The sequence below is a fragment of the Rheinheimera sp. EpRS3 genome (assembly GCF_001513785.1).
Classification (GTDB): domain Bacteria; phylum Pseudomonadota; class Gammaproteobacteria; order Enterobacterales; family Alteromonadaceae; genus Alishewanella.
Window position 1 is genome coordinate 1,146,663 of the sequence record NZ_LNQS01000001.1, and the last position, 18,821, is coordinate 1,165,483.

17 protein-coding genes are annotated in these 18,821 nt (G+C 48.8%); 11 read left to right on the forward strand and 6 right to left on the reverse strand.

All coding sequences use genetic code 11. The annotated features are described in order from the left end of the window. Nucleotides 1–42 precede the first annotated feature (42 nt). The 5 genes from clpP (at nt 43) to AR688_RS05095 (ending at nt 7,144) form a co-directional block, all read left to right on the forward strand. Nucleotides 43–666 carry an ATP-dependent Clp endopeptidase proteolytic subunit ClpP gene (gene clpP / locus AR688_RS05075; RefSeq protein ID WP_197412113.1) on the forward strand — a complete coding sequence of 208 codons (624 nt, stop codon included), beginning with the start codon at nt 43–45 and terminating at the stop codon, nt 664–666. A 55-nt stretch (nt 667–721) separates the two neighbouring features. Beyond that, on the forward strand, nt 722–2,002 hold the full coding sequence (gene clpX / locus AR688_RS05080) for an ATP-dependent protease ATP-binding subunit ClpX (RefSeq protein WP_068229962.1): 1,281 nt from the start codon (nt 722–724) through the stop codon (nt 2,000–2,002). 127 nt (nt 2,003–2,129) lie between these two features. Further along, complete coding sequence (gene lon, locus AR688_RS05085; protein WP_068229965.1) at nt 2,130–4,526, forward strand: endopeptidase La; 2,397 nt, start codon at nt 2,130–2,132, stop codon at nt 4,524–4,526. Nucleotides 4,527–4,735: 209 nt separating this feature from the next. Continuing rightward, on the forward strand, nt 4,736–5,008 hold the full coding sequence (gene hupB / locus AR688_RS05090) for a nucleoid-associated protein HU-beta (protein ID WP_008220336.1): 273 nt from the start codon (nt 4,736–4,738) through the stop codon (nt 5,006–5,008). A gap of 228 nt (nt 5,009–5,236) precedes the next feature. Further along, on the forward strand, nt 5,237–7,144 hold the full coding sequence (locus AR688_RS05095) for a SurA N-terminal domain-containing protein (RefSeq protein ID WP_082694678.1): 1,908 nt from the start codon (nt 5,237–5,239) through the stop codon (nt 7,142–7,144). Between the two features lie 43 nt (nt 7,145–7,187). On the opposite strand, the gene AR688_RS05100 is transcribed toward AR688_RS05095, so the two are convergent. From AR688_RS05100 to pspF, 6 genes are read right to left on the reverse strand one after another with little or no spacing between them, the layout of a single operon-like run. Next, nucleotides 7,188–7,955, reverse strand: coding sequence for an ATP-binding cassette domain-containing protein (locus tag AR688_RS05100; protein WP_068229970.1), 768 nt, complete (start codon nt 7,953–7,955; stop codon nt 7,188–7,190). Next, nucleotides 7,952–8,947 (reverse strand): peptide ABC transporter ATP-binding protein, encoded by a 996-nt coding sequence (locus tag AR688_RS05105; RefSeq protein ID WP_068229974.1) that lies wholly within the window; start codon nt 8,945–8,947, stop codon nt 7,952–7,954. The genes AR688_RS05100 and AR688_RS05105 overlap by 4 nt, the downstream gene beginning before the upstream one ends. Then, nucleotides 8,947–9,843 (reverse strand): ABC transporter permease subunit, encoded by an 897-nt coding sequence (locus AR688_RS05110; RefSeq protein WP_068229983.1) that lies wholly within the window; start codon nt 9,841–9,843, stop codon nt 8,947–8,949. The genes AR688_RS05105 and AR688_RS05110 overlap by 1 nt, the downstream gene beginning before the upstream one ends. Before the next feature lies 1 nt (nt 9,844). Further along, nucleotides 9,845–10,861: an ABC transporter permease gene (locus tag AR688_RS05115; RefSeq protein WP_068229987.1), complete on the reverse strand. Its 1,017-nt coding sequence runs from the start codon at nt 10,859–10,861 to the stop codon at nt 9,845–9,847. Then, on the reverse strand, nt 10,858–12,438 hold the full coding sequence (locus tag AR688_RS05120; protein WP_068231234.1) for an ABC transporter substrate-binding protein: 1,581 nt from the start codon (nt 12,436–12,438) through the stop codon (nt 10,858–10,860). Before AR688_RS05120 ends, AR688_RS05115 begins: the two co-directional genes overlap by 4 nt. Nucleotides 12,439–12,497: 59 nt before the next feature. Further along, nucleotides 12,498–13,583, reverse strand: a complete 1,086-nt coding sequence (pspF, locus tag AR688_RS05125; RefSeq protein ID WP_068229989.1) for a phage shock protein operon transcriptional activator — start codon at nt 13,581–13,583, stop codon at nt 12,498–12,500. A gap of 184 nt (nt 13,584–13,767) precedes the next feature. On the opposite strand from pspF, the gene pspA reads away from it, so the two are divergent. The 6 genes from pspA to AR688_RS05155 all read left to right on the forward strand — a co-directional run bounded on the left by pspA (nt 13,768) and on the right by AR688_RS05155 (nt 18,814). Then, complete coding sequence (gene pspA / locus AR688_RS05130) at nt 13,768–14,439, forward strand: phage shock protein PspA (protein ID WP_068229991.1); 672 nt, start codon at nt 13,768–13,770, stop codon at nt 14,437–14,439. Nucleotides 14,440–14,463: 24 nt separating this feature from the next. Further along, complete coding sequence (gene pspB, locus AR688_RS05135; protein ID WP_068229994.1) at nt 14,464–14,700, forward strand: envelope stress response membrane protein PspB; 237 nt, start codon at nt 14,464–14,466, stop codon at nt 14,698–14,700. Further along, nucleotides 14,693–15,109 (forward strand): envelope stress response membrane protein PspC, encoded by a 417-nt coding sequence (gene pspC, locus AR688_RS05140; protein WP_068229997.1) that lies wholly within the window; start codon nt 14,693–14,695, stop codon nt 15,107–15,109. Before pspB ends, pspC begins: the two co-directional genes overlap by 8 nt. Nucleotides 15,110–15,127: 18 nt before the next feature. Then, a complete protein-coding gene (locus AR688_RS05145; RefSeq protein WP_068230001.1) occupies nt 15,128–16,507 on the forward strand; it encodes a YcjX family protein in 1,380 nt (459 codons plus the stop codon). Beyond that, nucleotides 16,504–17,514, forward strand: coding sequence for a TIGR01620 family protein (locus AR688_RS05150; protein ID WP_068230004.1), 1,011 nt, complete (start codon nt 16,504–16,506; stop codon nt 17,512–17,514). The genes AR688_RS05145 and AR688_RS05150 overlap by 4 nt, the downstream gene beginning before the upstream one ends. A gap of 103 nt (nt 17,515–17,617) precedes the next feature. Beyond that, on the forward strand, nt 17,618–18,814 hold the full coding sequence (locus AR688_RS05155; protein ID WP_068230007.1) for a trans-sulfuration enzyme family protein: 1,197 nt from the start codon (nt 17,618–17,620) through the stop codon (nt 18,812–18,814). Nucleotides 18,815–18,821 lie beyond the last annotated feature (7 nt).

Genomic DNA, 18,821 nt, shown 5'->3' on the forward strand with positions numbered 1-18,821 from the left:
CTGCAACAGCAAAACCCAGCCATTTAAAGGGAACTCTGAAATATGTCTATGCCGCAACATTTAAATGACATAGTAAACGCTCTGGTACCAATCGTTATTGAGCAAACAGCCAAAGGCGAACGGTCATTCGATATCTACTCACGCCTGTTAAAAGAGCGGGTTATTTTCTTAACCGGTCAGGTTGAAGATCACATGGCCAACCTGATTGTGGCGCAATTATTGTTCTTAGAATCAGAAAATCCGGAAAAAGACATCTATATTTATATTAACTCGCCAGGTGGCTCTGTTACCGCTGGTTTGTCAATTTACGACACTATGCGTTATATCAAGCCGGATATTGCCACGGTATGTGTTGGCCAGGCGGCCAGTATGGGCGCATTTTTATTATCTGGTGGTACTAAAGGCAAACGTTACTGTTTACCCAACGCGCGGGTGATGATCCACCAGCCGTTAGGTGGTTTCCAGGGCCAGGCAACGGATTTTGAAATTCATGCCCGGGAAATTTTAAGCATTAAAGAGAAATTAAACCGTTTAATGGCTGAGCACTGTGATAAAAGTTATGAGCAGGTTTGCAAAGATACTGAGCGTGATAACTTCTTAAGTGCGCAGCAAGCCTTGGATTATGGCCTGGTAGATGCCATATTAACCAATAGAGAAACGAAGTAATCATTTTAGGCAGCTCTGCGTTACAGGGCTGCACCGTAGTGAAAGAGGTAGTTACATGTCTGATCACCGCACTGACGGCGATAAGAACGGTAAACTGTTGTACTGTTCTTTTTGTGGCAAATCACAGCATGAAGTGCGTAAGTTGATTGCAGGCCCACAGGTTTATATTTGTGATGAATGCGTTGATTTATGCAATGACATCATCCGCGAGGAAATTAAAGACATTTCCCCGAAACGTGATGCCGACAAATTGCCGGTGCCGCGCGAGATCCGTAATCATCTTGACGATTATGTCATTGGTCAGGATCATGCGAAAAAAGTGCTGGCAGTGGCGGTGTATAACCATTACAAACGCCTGCGCAGTGCTCAGCATAAACAAGACGTTGAGCTGGGTAAAAGTAATATTCTGCTGATAGGCCCTACCGGTAGCGGTAAAACCTTGCTGGCAGAAACGCTGGCCCGTTTACTCGATGTGCCTTTTACCATGGCTGATGCGACCACCCTGACCGAAGCCGGTTATGTTGGTGAAGATGTCGAAAATATTATTCAGAAGCTACTGCAAAAATGCGACTACGATGTAGAAAAAGCCCAGCGTGGCATTGTTTACATCGATGAAATCGATAAAATTTCGCGTAAATCTGATAATCCGTCTATTACCCGTGATGTATCGGGTGAGGGCGTGCAGCAAGCGCTGTTAAAGCTGATTGAAGGTACTGTTGCCTCGGTACCACCGCAAGGTGGCCGTAAGCATCCGCAGCAGGAATTCCTGCAGGTTGATACCTCAAAAATTCTGTTTATTTGCGGCGGCGCTTTTGCCGGCTTGGATAAAGTGATTGAGCAGCGCTGTGCCAAAGGTTCTGGTATTGGTTTTGGTGCTGAGGTACGCAGCAAAGAAAGTACGCGCAGCTTAAGTGAATCCTTCCGTGATGTAGAGCCGGAAGATTTGGTGAAGTACGGCTTAATTCCGGAATTTATCGGTCGGTTGCCGGTTGTTGCCACCTTAACTGAGCTGGATTTAGCGGCCTTAGTGCAAATTCTCAGTGAGCCGAAAAATGCTCTGGTAAAACAATTTGCCGCCCTGTTCGCGATGGAAGATGTTGAGCTGGAGTTCCGTGAAGACGCACTAAAAGCCATTGCACAAAAAGCAATGGAGCGGAAAACCGGCGCCCGTGGCCTGCGTTCTATTGTTGAAGGTGTGCTGCTGGATACCATGTATGAACTGCCATCAATGCAGGATGTGTCAAAGGTAGTGATTGATGAAACCGTGATCCGCGGTGAAAGCGACCCTATTTTGATTTATCAGAGCAGTGAGCCCGTTGCGGCTGAGTCACATTAATCCTGTCACAGGAAAAAAAAGGAGCTGAATCAGCTCCTTTTTCGTATATGTAATTGAAGTTTTTAAAACGAACCCCATATACTGAAACATATTCGCGCCTGCAGTAACTAAATTCGAGAGAGTATCAATGACATCAGAACACGCTGAACGTTTGCATATGCCGGTGCTGGCACTGCGCGACGTGGTCGTTTATCCCCATATGGTTATCCCGCTGTTTGTTGGTCGGGCAAAATCGATTAAATGCCTTGATGCGGCCATGGAAAACGACAAACAAATTTTTCTGGTTGCGCAAAAAGACGCCACGCTGGATGATCCGGCAGCGACTGATCTATATGAAGTAGGTACGGTTGCGACGATTTTGCAATTACTAAAACTGCCGGACGGTACCGTGAAGGTATTGGTAGAGGGCAGCCGTCGTGCCCGTCTGGCTGAATTTACAGAGACAGACAAAGCCTTTGCGGCCTATGTTGATATTATCGAAACTGCGGAAGTAGATAGCCGTGAGCAGGAAGTGTTTCTGCGCTCTGCTATTAATCAGTTTGAAGGTTATATCAAACTGAATAAAAAGATCCCGCCAGAGGTATTAACCGCGCTGACCGGTATAGATGAACCGGCACGGCTGGCCGATACTATGGCCGCGCATATGCCGTTAAAAGTGGAAGATAAGCAAAAAGTGCTGGAAATCTTCGACGTGACCGAGCGGCTTGAATATCTGATGGCGATGATGGAGAGTGAAATTGATATTCTTCAGGTAGAGCGCCGTATTCGCAGCCGGGTGAAAAAGCAGATGGAGAAAAGCCAGCGCGAGTATTACCTGAACGAGCAAATGAAAGCTATTCAGCGCGAACTGGGTGAGCTGGAAGATGCGCCGGACGAATTTGAAACGCTGAATAAAAAAATTGAACAGGCACAAATGCCACAAGAAGTGGCAGATAAAGCCCGTAGCGAGCTACAAAAGCTGAAAATGATGTCGCCAATGTCGGCAGAAGCTACAGTGGTGCGCAGCTACATCGACTGGCTGGCTAATGTGCCGTGGAAAAAACGCAGCAAGGTGAAGAAAAACCTGGCGGTGGCCGAGCAAATTCTTAACGCAGACCATTACGGCCTGGAAAAAGTGAAAGAGCGCATTGTTGAGTATTTAGCCGTGCAGCAACGGGTCAATAAGTTAAAAGGCCCAATCCTTTGTCTGGTTGGCCCTCCGGGTGTGGGTAAAACGTCACTGGGGCAATCTGTTGCCAAAGCTACCGGACGTAAGTACGTGCGGATGGCGCTGGGCGGTGTGCGTGATGAAGCTGAAATTCGTGGCCACCGTCGTACCTATATCGGTTCTATGCCTGGCAAAATCATCCAGAAAATGGCTAAGGTTGGCGTGCGTAACCCGCTGTTTTTACTTGATGAAATCGATAAGATGGCATCAGATTTTCGCGGTGATCCGGCAGCAGCCTTGCTGGAGGTATTAGATCCTGAGCAAAACACGGCATTCAGTGATCACTATCTGGAAGTGGACTACGACTTATCTGATGTGATGTTCTTCGCAACGTCCAACAGCCTGAATATTCCGGCGGCATTACTGGACCGGATGGAAGTGATTCGTCTGGCCGGTTATACCGAAGATGAAAAGCTGAATATCGCCAGGCAGCATCTGATCACCAAGCAAATTGGCCGCAATGGGTTAAAAGCCAGCGAGATAGTGATTGAAGATAGCGCTATTATCGGCATTATCCGTTATTACACCCGCGAAGCAGGGGTGCGTAGTTTAGAGCGTGAAATCTCCAAACTATGCCGCAAAGCGGTAAAGCAAATACTGCTGACCAAAGATTTAAAGCAGGTGGTGATAAACCAGCAGAATCTGGAAGATTACCTTGGTGTGCAGCGTTATGACTACGGTAAAGCCGAAGACAGCAACCGTATCGGCCAGGTAACAGGTTTAGCCTGGACTGAAGTAGGCGGTGATTTACTGACCATTGAAGCGGCATCGGTGATGGGTAAAGGCAAATTGACCTTTACCGGCTCACTGGGTGATGTGATGAAAGAGTCTATCCAGGCGGCGATGACAGTAGTGCGTAGCCGCGCCGCAGGTTTGCGTATCAATGAAGACTTTTATGAAAAACGCGATATTCACGTGCATGTACCGGAAGGCGCCACGCCAAAAGATGGCCCCAGTGCCGGTATTGCTATGGTAACAGCGCTGGTATCAAGCTTAACCGGTAACCCGGTGCGGGCTGATGTTGCCATGACCGGTGAAATTACGCTGCGTGGTGAAGTCTTACCCATTGGTGGCTTAAAAGAGAAGCTGCTGGCAGCGCACCGTGGTGGCATTAAGCGGGTACTTATTCCACATGACAACGTGCGCGACTTAAAAGATATCCCAGATAATGTGAAAGGGGATATCGAAATTTGCGCGGTAAAATGGATAGACGAAGTGCTTGAACTTGCTTTACAAGAGCCGTTGGAGCGTGTTTCAGTGGTTGAAACGGTAAAAAATCCAGCAAAAAGCAAAAAAACGGAAAAAAATCCTGCGTAGGGGCTTTTCATTCCTGTTGGCTGTGCTAAGTTATGGAAAGTTTCGACCAAGCCCTTGTTATACAAGGGCTGCAGTCAAAGCCAGAACTATTAGTTTTGCTGCTTTTTTGCTTGCAAGCGTCAAAAATGCTTGTTATAACGATGAAGCTCACTTACAGAACTAATGAAGTGTAGTTGTTGAAAATAATAACAATTGAAGGGGATGATATTGTGAACAAGTCTCAACTTATCGACAAAATTGCTGCTGGTGCAGACATTTCTAAAGCAGCAGCAGGTCGTGCTTTAGATTCGTTCATTGATGCTGTTACCGAAGCTCTTAAAGAAGGCGACTCTGTAGCATTAGTTGGTTTTGGTACTTACAGCGTACGCGAGCGTGCAGCCCGTACTGGCCGTAACCCACAAACTGGTGCAACTATTCAAATCGCGTCTGCGAAAATTCCTTCTTTCAAGCCTGGTAAAGCGTTAAAAGACGCCTGTAACTAAGCTTTAGTTTGGTACAAACACAGTGCCAGTTTTGGGAGTACATTGTAGTTAAGCTTGGCCGGTCAGGTTCTGATTAACTACAAAAGGCTGCTTAATACGGTAACCACAGTCTCCCAAAGGCTTCTCTAAAAAAAGCGCATCTGTTAAGATGCGTTTTTTTTTACGGCAACCAAGATGCGTTTTTGTTGCCTCCCAGCCGTTAAAGATGAATAAAGAGATCGTGCTAAGATGTTAGAGAGAATCAGAGAAGGCTCGCAGGGAATCATTGCCAAGTCTATTTTAGGCTTAGTGATCCTGACGTTCGCATTAGCAGGTGTTGGTAGTTATTTAAGTACGCCTGCCGAAGTTAATGTGGCAGAGGTTAACGGTGAAAAAATCAGCCGTGAAGACTTTGACCAGGCATTTCAGAATGAGCGGTCACGACTGCAACAGCAGTTTGGCGAAATGTACGCCACCCTTGCAGCCGATAGCGCTTATATGAATAATTTTCGCAGTGAAGTGCTGGAACGTCTTATCGACGAAACCCTGCAAAAGCAATTTGCTGCAGAGCTTGGCCTGCGTGTCAGTGATGATCAGGTGCGTGAAGCTATCCGCGGCATGACAGAATTTCAGGTGGACGGTCAGTTTAATAATGACCGTTACCAGGCGCTCCTGCGCCAGGCCGGTTATCAGCCTGATCAGTTCCGCGAGCTGATGCGCGAGCAAATGTCGCGTAACCAACTACTAGTAGGCTTATTAAGCAGTGAGTTTGCTACAGTCAAAGATATGCAGTTGTTGGCTAAGTTACAGCAACAAAGCCGTGATATTGAGTTTGTACGTATCACTGCGGCTGACTTTGCCGATAAAGTTGAGCTGACTGAGCAAATGCTGCAAGACTATTACACAACTAATATGCAGCAATTTGAGACTGAACAAAAAGTTGCCATTGAGTATGTTGAATTGTCAGCCGCCGCGCTGGCGTCAGATACCGAAGTTACTGAGCAGCAACTGGCTGAATACTACGAAGCTAACAAAGCCCGTTACACCCGCGATGAACGTCGGCAGGTTGCGCATATCATGCTTGAAGCCGAAGAAGACGACGCTGAAGTCGCCGCAAAAGCTGAAACTATTTTACAGCAGTTAAAAGCCGGTGCTGATTTTGCCGAGCTGGCTAAAACAGAGTCTGCTGACACCTTTTCTGCAGAAAACGGTGGTGTGCTGGACTGGCTGGCTGCCGGTGATGTTGACCCTGAATTTGAACGTGTTGCTTTTGCCATGAAAGAAACAGGCGAACTTAGCCCTGTGGTTAGAAGTGCTTATGGTTATCACATTATTAAGTTAGTTGCTTTGGAACCGGCGCAGGTTCAGGAATTGGCAGAAGTATCGGCAGATATTGCTGAACGTATCAAGCAAGATGCAGCTACTGCAAAATTTTATGAATTGCAGCAACGCTTAGCCGAAGTGAGTTTTGAAGTGCCGGATACGCTGGAAGATGCAGCTTCGGCAGTGGACATGAAGGTTATATCAACGCCTTTATTTAGCCGCAATGAAGCGACAGAGCCTTTGTCCGCTCCTGCGGTAATGAGTAAAATTTTCGATAACGGCTTTATTGAAGAACGCTTAAACAGTGAGATTATTGAGCTGGATAACCAACGTGCCATTGTTGTGCGTGTTACTGATTACCAGCCAAAACGCACACTGTCGCTGGAAGAAGTTAAAGCTGAAGTTGAAGCGGCTGTTCGCGCAGAGCAAAGCTCGTTGTTAGCCAAAGCAAAAGGCGAAGAAATACTGGCAGCGGCAGCACAGAGCAGTTTAAAGGCCCAGGCTGAGCAAGCGTCGCTGACGCTGGAACAGGCTACAGATACACCACGTTTTGGTGGAACTCTGGATGCGCAAATTCGTGCTAAAGCTTTTGCTATGCCTCGCCCGGCGGATAAACCGGCTATTGAGCTGGCCACACTGGCAAATGGTGATACTGCACTGGTGTCGGTGCTGGCAGTGAAAGATGCCGAAGTGACCATGGTGCCTGAACCTGCCCAGCTGGATCGTCTGGCAGAGCAGCAGGCCGAACAGTATTACCGTGCGGTAATTGCAGCATTAAAAGCCAAAGCGGAAATAAGCCGTAACCTGCGCGAAGCGGTAACGGATACGGAATAACAAAGATATAATGATAAAAAAACCGTGGCTTGCCACGGTTTTTTTATGTAATAGCGCTATTAATCAGTTTGCGGCTGTAGTCATGCTCGGCGTGAGCAAATACATGCGCCGTGTTACCGTAATCCAGCGCTTTACCCTGATGCAATACCAGTAAATCGTCAGCAATATGGCGTACCAGCCGCAAATGGTTGGTGATCAGTAAGTAAGCCAGACCGGATTTTTGCTGTAGCTCCAGCAGCAGGTTAACAATTTGCGCCCGCAGTGATGGGTCCAGTGCGGTAAGGGCTTCATCTAAAATAAGCAGTTTAGGGTCAAGGATCAGGGCTCTGGCCAATGCTACCCGTTGCAACTGGCCGCCGGAAAACATGTGAGGGTAGTATTCGCTGTGTTCATCCAGCAAACCGAGCTGTTTTAATGTCTGGCGTATTTTTAACTTGCGCTGTTGCGGGTCCAGCACTGTGCTGAAACGCAAGACGTCGTCCAGCATCTGGCCTATTTTCTGGTGCGGGTTTAATGATTTAGCCGCATCCTGAAAAATAAACCGGATAACATGATTGTACTGCCGGTAGTGGCTTATTTTAACGGGCTGGCCCGCCAGCAGGATATCGCCGCTGTCTGGTTTTTCAATTCCTACCAGCAGCTTTGCCAATGTGCTTTTGCCTGAGCCGGTTTCACCGACAATGGCCAGGGTTTTACCTTCTGCCAGCGTAAAGCTGATATTTTCCAGAGCGATAACGCTGCGCTGACTGAACCAGCCACTTTGTTTGCGATAGGTTTTACACAGATCTTTGACTTCTAGCAGCGTGTTCATACGTCTTTTTTACCGGTTAAAGGAAAATGACAACTGTAGTAATGATTTTGCAAACGCTCCAGTGTTGGCGTTTTTACACATTCTTTGCGGGCATTGGGGCAGCGCGGGCCAAGACGGCAGCCTATGGGTAAATGTTGCAGCACCGGAATACTGCCCGGCAGCGCATACAAGGGGGTTTTGGGCTGCAGATTAGGCTGAAATTCCGGCACGCTTTTAATCAGGGCATGGGTATAGGGATGATACGGATGTTTGATAATACTGGCGGTTTCGCCGGCTTCAACCAGCTGGCCACAGTACAGTACACTCAGGCTTTGGGTGTAACGGGCTATACTTTCTAGCTCATGGCTTATCAGCAATACTGAGGTGCCCTTTAGCTGGTTAAAACTGGCCAGCAGACGAAATAATTGCGCCTGGGTGGTACTTTCCAGTGCAGTGGTGGGCTCGTCAGCAATCAGTAGTTTCGGGGCTTTGGCAATCGCCATAGCGATCATGATTTTCTGGCAAACGCCTTCAGACAGCTGATAAGGATAGCTTTGCAATACTGCTTGGTGGTCACGTACGCCTACTTTGTGCAGTAAACCAATAACCTTGCGCCGGCGCATATATGCGCGTTTCCACCAGGGGCCTTCCAGCAGATGATCGGGAATAGCCTCTTCGAGTTGCTCCAGTATCGCGGCGGTAGGGTCAAGGCTACGGCTGGGTTCCTGGTATATCATGGCAATATCACGGCCGATCACTTTACGCTGCTGATCGTAGGGTAAACGTAGTAAATCCTGGCCACACCAGTTAAAGCGGTCGGCATTGACCAGCCAGCGCTTGTTCAGCACGCCAACAATAGCTTTGGCGATTAAGCTTTTGCCTGAACCAGATTCACCCACCAGACCACGGGTTTCGCCCTCGCGTAAACTAAGATTAACTCTGTCGACCGCACGAATTAACCCGTCCGGGGTTTTCAGCTCTATGGTCAGGTTTTTTATATCAAGTAACAGCATTAGTTTTCCCGCCGCTTTTTCATGGCGTTACGAAGGCCATCGCCCACCAGATTGACCGACAGTACTGCAGTAAAGATCAGTAGCCCCGGCAGTGCTACGCCGGCAGGCGCAACATAGATAAGATCCAGCGAGTCGGCAATAATAGCGCCCCATTCTGCAGTGGGAGCCTGAGCACCAAGCCCAAGAAAGCCCAGCGCAGCGATGTCCAGAATAGCAGTTGATAGTGCCATCGTTGCGGTTACGGTAAGCCGCTCCCAGATATTGGGCAAAATAAGCCGGGTAAGTACCTGCCAGTTGCTGGCGCCGTCTAAACGGTATGCGGTGACATAATCCTGATTCAGCTGTTCGGCTATAGCATTACGGATGCTATGGACAAATTGTGGCAATAAAGCCAGCATAATGGCCCACAGTGTGTTTATCAGGCCAGGGCCCAGTATGGCAACGATAATGATCGCCAACAGCAGGGAGGGGATAGTCAGCGCCAAATCGAGCACATGGTTTAATGCACTGGATTTTACGCCCTTGCTCATACCTGCCAGTACACCGAGCAACAAGCCTATCAATAAAGCACCTACTACTGTGATAAGGGCAATACCAAAGGTATAACGGGCTCCCACCAGCATACGTGAGAACATATCGCGGCCAAGATCATCGGTACCAAACGGATATTGCACCAATCCCTGCTCGGACCAGGACGGCGCAATGAGCAATAGTGCATCGTTTTGCAGGTAGGGATCATGTGGTGTCAGCAATGGCGAGAGCAGCGCCAGCAGAAAAAACAGAATAAACAAAACCAGCCCGGACATGGCACTGTGCTGCCGGGCAAATTCGCGCCATAGCAGTAATAGTGGTGAGCGGGCTTGTTGCTCATCTGGTAATAAACGAAAGCGGGCCATCTCAACGCTTCCTTGCTAAAGGGTTAAACAGCGTATGCAGAATTTCCGTCAACATATTTACACTGATAACCAGGGTTGAGATAACCAGCAAACCCGCTTGTATAGCCGGGTAATTGCGCTGATAAATGCTGTCTATCAGCCAGCGGCCAATGCCGGGCCAGGAAAAAATAACTTCAGTAATCATGGCCAGCGTTATAAGGGTACTAAATTGCAGACCTATCTGGCGGATAACCGGCAACAGGGCGTTACGCAGAGCATGCCGGTACAATACTTGCGCCCGGTTAAGCCCTTTGGCACGCGCCGTTTTTATATAACTTTGTTCCCAGACATCCAGCATAGAATCACGGGTAAAACGGACCATCACGGTAGTGGGGAAGGTTGCCAGCACTAATGTCGGCAGCAATGTATGGCGCAAGGCATTAAGCAAGGCTTCGGCCTGGTGCTGGCTGTTAGCCAGCAGAATATCCGCCAGCATAAACCCGGTAACATGCGGGATTTCATATAAAACGCCAATGCGACCAGCTGTCGGCAACCAGCCAAGCCCGATTGAGAACAGCATAATCAGTAGCAGTGCCCACCAGAATATCGGTATTGAATAACCTGCTATCGCCAATGCTGAAATAATGCGGCTGACAATACCCTCTGGTTTTATCGCGGCAATAATACCCAGTGGAATGCCGACAAAAAATGATACCAGCAGAGCATAAGCGGCCAGTTCCAATGTGGCTGGCAGCAGTATTTTAATCTCTTGTAGCAGCGGTTGTTTGCTGGCAAAAGACAGGCCCCAATCGCCACTGAAAATACGTTGCAGGTAGGCAATATACTGCTGTATATAGCCGCTATCTAAGCGGTACTCTGCCGTTAATTGTGTGGCCAGTTCAGCAGAAATATCTGTCATGCCGGTAAAGTTTTGCAGCGTATTTCCCGGGAACAGATACCCCAGGCTAAATGCCAGTATACTCAGAGCAATAAAGACAAAAACCAGTAAAAACAGGCGACGTAGCAGATACAGGATCATTTAACATCCTTAACGGCTGTGGCCAGCGATATACCGCCGTAAGGGTTAATGTCAATGCCGCTGATGTCACTGTTAAGCGCCTGAAAGCGCTGCGAATGAGCGATACTCAGCAGCGGCATTTGCTCGGCCAGATATTGTTGAGCCGCCATATAGTAGCTGCGGCGTTGCTTTTGATCCGATGTCAGCAGTGCCTGGCTGATTAAGCGGTCAAAGTTAGCATCGCACCAGTTGGCTCTGTTAGTGCCGGTTTGTGCGGCACTGCAGCTTAACAGCGGCCGGAAAAAGTTATCCGGATCGGCATTATCGGCCGACCAGCCGATCAACACCGAGTCATGCTCGTTATTACTCAATTTACGGCGAAAACTGTTCCACTCATAAGAGACTATCGTGGCCCTGACACCAATTTGTGCAAGATCTGCCTGCATCATTTCGGCCATTTTAAGTGCATTGGGGTTATACAGACGTTGCACCGGCATTGCCCAGATATCCATACTAAAGCCATTGGCATAGCCTGCTTCGGCCAGTAATGCTTTAGCCTGGGTTTGATCAAAAGGTAATTGTGGCAACTCAGCATTATAGGCCCAGGAAGTTGGCGGTAATACAGAGTTTGCCGCTGTGGCATAACCAAAATACACCGCCTGTAAAATGGCTTCGCGATTAATTGCCATCGCCAGTGCCAGCCGTACTTTGGCATTGTCAAAAGGTGGTTTGGCGGTATTAAATGCCCAGAAACCAACGTTCATACTGGTACTTTCCTGCACGTCGACATCTGGTCGCTGGCTGATAAGGCCAAGCTCTGCCACCCGAGGAAAGGCCACCACATCACATTCGTGGGTGAACAGTTTAGCCATCCGCCGGGCGTTGTTTGGCACTATGTCAAACACTAACTGCTCCGGTTTTGCCAGCTCGCGCCAGTAGGTCTTGTGGCGGTAATATCGTATCAGTACGTCTTTTTGGTACTCTTTAAAGCGAAACGGCCCTGTACCAACCGGATGGCTGTCAATGCGGCCGGGTTGGCCTTGAGCAAGCACGGCAGCGCCGTATTCTGCAGATAAAATGGCGGCAAAATCAGTAGCCAGATTGGATAAAAACGAGCTGTCCGGCCGGCTTAACTCAAACCGTACGGTAGTGCTGTTAACAGCAATTACACGTTCAACCAAATTGGCCCAGTCAACACTTTGAAAAAACGGGTAGTTACCGCCGCCCTGATAATGAAAAGGATGGCTTTTATCCATAATACGGTTAAAGGTAAATACTACATCGTCGCTGTTAAATGCCCGGCTGGGGCTAAAGTACTCGGTTTGATGAAACTGCACATCCGGACGCAGCGTAAACTCATACACGGTGCCGCTGTCATTTACTTGCCATTGGGTGGCCAGTAAGGGTTTAAGCTCGCCACTTTGCGGGTCAATATCCAGCAGGCGATCATATAATTGCTGGCTGATAGCATCAATAGTCGTGCCGGAAGTGACCAGTTGCGGGTTAAACGACTCTGGCGAGCCTTCAGAGCAATATACTAAACCGCTGCGCACGGTTTCAGGCAACTGCGGCTGACAGGCACTTACAACGGTTGCCATCAGCAGAGGCAAAAAACGGCGCCTGGGTGCCGACTGTATTATCTGGCTAAAGCTAACGTTCATGGTTGCTGGCTTTCCAGTAACTGATATTTTTTCATATAGCCACGTAGCTGATGATAGGTCAGATTCAACAGTTCAGCCGTTTTTTTCTGGTTATACTGGCTGGCAGCCAGCGCCTGTTTAATCAGGCTTACCTCAAAATCCTGCGACAGAGTTTTAAAATCCTGCACCTGGTTAAAATCGAACTGGTTACTCTTTGCTGCAACTACGGCAGTGGTAGCAACAGGCAACGCGTTCGTGCTTTCCTGTACCGGCAAGGCTTGTGCCTGCGGGCGCAGAGCTTTAATGCGCTGTCTTGGCCGGTAAGGCGATTCAAACGGGTCTAGCTGAATGTCGTGCACCGGAACATAAGCATTATTAGTGCGGTATACGCTACGCTCTACCACATTTTTCAGTTCGCGCACATTACCGGGCCAATGGTAGTCAAGCAGGGTGCGCTTGGCTTTTTCACTAAAACCACTGAACAACTCAAAGCCCAACTCGCGCGCCATATTAATGGCAAAATGTTCGGCCAATACCATAATGTCTTCCTGGCGCTCACGCATCGGCGGTAAAGTAATAACATCAAACGCCAGCCTGTCCAGTAAGTCGGCACGGAATTCGCCCAGCTCAGCTAATACCGGTAAATCTTCGTTAGTCGCACAAATCAGCCTGACGTCCGTTTTTATCGAACGGCTGCCACCTACGCGTTCAAATTCGCCATATTCAATTACCCGTAACAGCTTTTCCTGCACTAAGCCCGGCGTGTTAGCCAGCTCGTCAAGAAACAGAGTGCCGCCATGAGCCCGCTCAAAACGCCCTTCATGGCGTTTACTGGCTCCGGTAAAGGCACCGGCTTCGTGGCCGAATAATTCACTTTCCAGCAGGTTTTCATTCAGTGAGGCGCAGTTAAGCGTAAGGTATTGCTGATCCCAGCGTTGTGACAAAAAGTGCAGACGGGCTGCAATCAGTTCTTTACCGGTGCCACGTTCACCGATAATTAATACCGGTTTGTCTAACGGGGCTATTTGTGAGACCTGATCCAGCACATTCAGAAAACTGTTAGACTGGCCCACCAGATTATCTTGTTTGAATTTTATGCTCATGGCGTGCTATTTGTTAGTTAAATTGGCTAATTAGTAGTGTATTTCATAATATCCGTCAGCAGAAGCTTTAACGCAAAATAAATAAAAATTGATACTAATCATTGGTTTAAAATAATCTGCAAAGTTGGCAAGGAAACTGAATAGATTAGGTTGTACTAAACCAGTCATTTAAGAGGTAAATATTATGGGTATTTTTTCACGCTTCTCAGACATAGTGAACTCAAATATCAACGCGCTGTTGGATAAAGCCGAAGATCCGGAAAAAATGGTCCGCTTGATTATTCAGGAAATGGAAGACACCTTAGTAGAAGTACGTTCTTCTTCTGCTAAAACCATCGCCGAGAAAAAAGAGTTGCAGCGGGTGGTAAACCGTTTGCAGGAAGAAGTAGCCGACTGGCAGGCTAAGGCTGAGCTGGCGCTTAGCAAAGAACGCGAAGATTTAGCGCGCTCTGCGCTGATTGAACGGCAAAAAGCGTCTGATCAGGCCAATGCAGTGGCAGCAGATATTACTAATTTGGACGAGCATATCAGCAAGCTGCAGGACGAAGTAGCACAGCTGCAGGAAAAGCTGGCGGATGCCAAAGCTCGGCAGAAGTCTATGTTGATGCGCCAGAAAACAGTGGCATCACGCCTGGAAGTGAAAAAGACGCTGGACAGCAACCGTATTAACGATGCGATGTACAAGTTTGAGCGTTACGAGCAGAAAATTGATACGCTGGAAGCCCAGGTTGAAGCCTATGACTTAGGTAAGAAAACCCTAAAGGATGAGTTTGCTGAACTGGCTGCACAGGACAAAATTGACAATGAACTGGCGGCATTAAAGGCTAAAGTTAATCAGAAAGATCAAGACGCCTGAGCAGCAGGCGTTTAGGAGTAACTCATGGATTTGTCAGAAGTCATTGGTGTACCAATTATCCTGTTTATGATTTTTGTTGCACCGATCTGGGTAATCATGCATTACCGTAGCAAGAACAAAATGGGGCAGGGGTTGTCAGATCAGGAACTGTTACAGTTAAATGATCTGGCGCACCGGGCAGAGAAAATGGCCGATCGCATTAAAACGCTGGAAGCTATTTTAGATGCAGAAAGTCCGAAATGGAGGTCTTCACATGACTAAGATTAAGCGTGAACTGTTACGTGATGATGCCAATGGCAAGATAGCCGGCGTATGCGCCGGTATTGCCGACTACTTTGGCTGGGAACTTTGGTTGGTGCGTATCATTACCGTATCAGCATTTTTTCTTGGCGCCGGCGGTTTGGTATTAGTGTTGTACATAGCAGCCTGGGTGGTGCTGGAAAAAAAGTCCAAAGCCGCCTTCAGAGCAACAACTACGGCTGATTTAAGCCCGGCAACAGAGAAGGTGGTAGAGGTGAAAACCCGGTTATGGCAGCGCGGCGAGGCACCAAAAGACGCGCTGCAGCATTTAACCAATCAGTTTAACGGACTGGAGCTACGTTTGCGTGATCTTGAGCGCCACGTTACATCAGCTAAATTTCAGTTAAATCGCGAATTTAACAGCCTCTAGGGTGGTAAGCCTTAGCTTATGAATGTATTTAAGCATCTTCAACATCAAAGGCGCGAGCTAACAGGCCGCGCTTTTGATCGTCATTTACGCCTGGGGGTTACCGGGCTTAGTGGCTCAGGTAAAACAGCATTTATTACCTCATTGGTACATCAGCTGACGCAGGGCGACCAGCCGTCTAATCTGCCATTTTTTGATGTAGTACGTGAGCAACGTTATCTGGGCGGACGTTTGGCAAGCCAGGTACTGGCGGTGCCGCGCTTTCCACTGGAACAAAACCTGCAATATCTGCAGCAAACCCCACCAGCCTGGCCGCCATCAACCACGGGCTGGAGTCAGTTAAGCCTGCAACTGCGCTACAAAGCCGCGTCAGGTTTGCGCTCTCACCTGCAGAGCCACAGCGAACTGGCGCTGGATATTATCGATTATCCCGGTGAGTGGTTACTGGATTTACCGATGCTGGATATGAGTTATGCCCAGTGGTGTGAGTTTAGCTGGCAGTTGTTTGCCAAAACCCATCGCAGTGCGGCGGCACAACCGTTTGCACAATTACTGCAAAATACCAATTTGCAAGATGCCAGCGAATTACATCTGCAGCAGCTTACTGACAGCTACAAGCAGTTACTGACACAATTTCATCAAACGCCCGGTGCTTACTTAAATCAGCCTGGGCGTTTGCTGGTGCCGGGTGTGCTGTCTGGTGCACCTATGCTGCAGTTATTTCCATTGTTACCGCAACAGGCAGAGCAACCCTCTGCACTGGCAACCCAGTTAGAGCAGCACTACGACAGCTATCGTAAACATGTGATCAAGCCGTTTTACCAGCAACATTTTTCTGGTCTGGATCGGCAGGTTATTCTGGTCGATTGCCTGTCGGCACTCAATGCCGGTTATGCGGCTATTACCGAGCTGCAGCAGGCGCTGCGGCTTATTTTACAAAGCTTCAATTATGGCCCGTCCAGCCTGTTAAGCCGGTTGTTTAAGCCAAAAATCAGTAAAGTGTTATTTGCGGCCAGCAAGTCTGATCATGCTACGCCTGAGCAGCACAAAGCCCTTACTTTGCTGTTGCAACAGTTATTACAGCAGCCGCTGAAAAACAGCCAGTATCAGGCTGCTACCACTGAGGCTATGGCGATAGCCGCAATACGGGCCAGCAGCAGTGGTTTTGTGCAGGCTGACGGTTTGGCGCAACCTTGCATCAGCGGTACCGGGCTGGATCAGCAAGCACTGACCTATTTCCCCGGCGACATACCGCCAACCGTGCCACCTCAAGCGGTGTTTGAACAACATAAGTTTGCTTTTTTACCGCTACGGCCACTGCCGTGGAACGACACTCAGGCTCTGCCTCATGTGCGGATGGACCATGTGCTGCAGTTTATCCTTGGAGACAAATTACGATGAGCGAATTAAAGCAAGCCCGTCATTTTAGCCAGCCAAAGCTAACGCCAGCAGCCGTTGAGTTAAAAAGCGCCAGTTATTACCACGACGACAACTTAATTAGTGCACCAGCAGCGCCTGCCAAGCCGGTAAAAACTAACCGCTGGTGGTGGCGCTTGTCTGCGGCAACTTTGCTGACTATTGTCGTGCTGTCGGTTTGGCAATGGGGGCTAATGTTGCAACACAGCTGGCAACAAAGTGTGCTGCAGGGAGGCCTGCTCAGCCTGGTTACTGTGGCTGTACTGGTGCTGCTAACCAGCCTGATCTGGCGTGAAGTAAAGCTATGGCGTCGTTTGGCCCGCAACCGGCAGTGGCAGCAAAGCGCACAGCGTATTCGCCACAGCGTACAATTTGGCGAAGCACAAAAGCTGTGCCAGGCGGTGGCGGCCAGTTTGCCGGCAAACCCTGATATTAGCGCAGCAATAAACCAGTGGCGCGCGGCAGTAAAAGATGAGCATAGCGATGAAGAACAACTGGCGTTGTTTGAGCATTTTGTTTTGACCGTGCTGGATAAACAGGCGCAGCAAATCATTTATCGTGCTGCCACAGATACCAGCATGGCGGTGGCAATCAGCCCCTTTGCATTGGCCGATATGATATTGGTGTTGTGGCGCAGCAGCCGTTTGGTGCGTGAACTGGCGCAGCTGTACGGTGGTGCTATCGGCCAGTTGCGCAGTATGGTGCTGTTAAAACGGCTGTTTGCAGCGCTGCTGTGGGCTGGTGGCTCAGAGTTAGCGCTGGATATGGCATCCGACGTTATTGGCAGCGAGTTAACGGCTAAGTTATCGGCCCGGGCCGGGCAGGGCGTGATTGCCGGCTTATTGGTAGCCCGCCTTGGTAATCTGGCGCAGCAACAGTTGCGGCCACTACCGGTAACGGCTGCTGCCAAAGTCAGTATTAAATCGCTTGGCCGTGCGTTATTACAACGTTTTAGCACTGCTGCGCAAACTAAAGCTGACAGTGCCGGATAAACTTTTCTGATACCGCCAGACTGCAAGATGTCTGGCGTGCTTCCATTAATATTAGTTTCTGCTATTTGTTACAGCGACTTTAACTTTCAGTAGCAGTAACTTTATGCATGACAATAATAAAAAAGCCGAAACCCTGTGTATTCACGCCGGTAAAGAAAAAAATCAACACGGTACTTTAGCCACGCCGTTGTACCAAACCTCCACCTTTATTTTTGATAACGCCGAGCAGGGTGCGGCCCGTTTTGCCGGTGAGGCTGAAGGCTATATTTACACCCGACTGGGTAACCCGACCACCCGCGAGCTGGAGCTGAAAATAGCGGCGCTGGAAGACATGGCTGATGCTGCCGCCACGGCTACCGGTATGGGCGCTGTTGCAGCCAGTACTATGGCTTTTTTACAGCAGGGCGATCATCTTATTGCCAGCAAAGCCATTTATGGCTGCAGCTTTGCACTGTTTAATCATATGTTTGCCCGTTACGGCATTGAAGTTAGCTTTGTCGATATGACAGACCACGCGGCGGTTGAACAAGCCCTTAAACCTAATACCAAAATGCTGTTTGCTGAAACGCCAATAAATCCGAATTTGGTGGTGCTAGACCTGGCCTTTCTTGGTGACTTTTGTCAGCGCCATCAGCTGATTTCAGTGATAGACAATACCTTTCTTACGCCGTTGCTGCAAAAGCCAGCCGATTACGGCATTAATATCGTCATTCACAGCGCTACCAAATACCTTAACGGCCATGGCGATGTGGTAGCGGGGCTGATTGTATCGGACACAGAAACGATAAAAACCATCAAACTGACCACATTAAAAGACATGGGCGCCACCATTAGCCCACATGACGCCTGGTTGATTATTCGCGGTTTAAAAACGCTGTCGGTGCGGCTGGAGCGCCACTGCAGCAATGCACAGACGGTAGCGGAATATCTGCAGGCACATCCTGCAGTGCGCGAAGTGTTTTATCCCGGCTTACCGTCGCATCCGGGCTTTAAGTTTATTGGTAACCAGATGAAAGCCGCCGGTGGCGTGCTGGCGTTTGAACTAAATGCCAGCCTGGACGACAGCCGCTATTTTATTAATCAATGTAAGTTGCTTAGCCTGGCGGTAAGCCTGGGCGATGCCGAATCGCTTATTCAACATCCGGCGTCGATGACGCACAGCCCTTACACCGCAGAAGAGCGGCAGATGGCTGGCATCAGTGATGGTTTAATCCGTGTTTCGGTAGGGTTAGAGCACGTTGATGACATTATCGCCGATCTGGCGCAGGCGCTGGATAAAATGCAGCAACGCCAGCGTTGAGTCACCA